The sequence below is a fragment of the Nocardia otitidiscaviarum NBRC 14405 genome (assembly GCF_000308635.1).
In the GTDB taxonomy this organism is placed as follows: domain Bacteria; phylum Actinomycetota; class Actinomycetes; order Mycobacteriales; family Mycobacteriaceae; genus Nocardia; species Nocardia otitidiscaviarum.
This window is the reverse complement of sequence record NZ_BAGD01000204.1, coordinates 1-277: the sequence shown is the minus strand read 5'-3', so window position 1 is coordinate 277 and position 277 is coordinate 1. Positions and strand designations below refer to the sequence as shown.

Below are 277 nucleotides of genomic sequence, written 5' to 3'. Positions count from 1 at the left end.
CGCTGGCGACCTCTACAAGCAGGGTCTCGGTGAGAGCTTCGCCGATGTGACGAGCGCAATCGGTGCGGTGCAAAGCGGATTCGCGACCCTGGGCTCGGAGGGCGAGGCGAGTATCGACCAGGTCACCACGAACGCGCTCAATTTCAGCAAGATGTTCGGCACCGAAGTGCCCGAAGCGATTCAGACCGTTTCGCAGCTCGTGACGAACGGTCTCGCGAAGGATTCGACCGAAGCGTTCGATCTGCTGGTCACCAGCTTTCAGCGCGTACCGGTCGCG

General features: G+C 61.7%; 1 protein-coding gene. It reads left to right on the top strand.

What is annotated here, in order from left to right; all coding sequences use genetic code 11:
- Positions 1-277, top strand: a 277-nt coding sequence (locus tag ON31_RS29355; RefSeq protein ID WP_039818297.1) for a hypothetical protein, incomplete at both ends; no start/stop codon positions are given.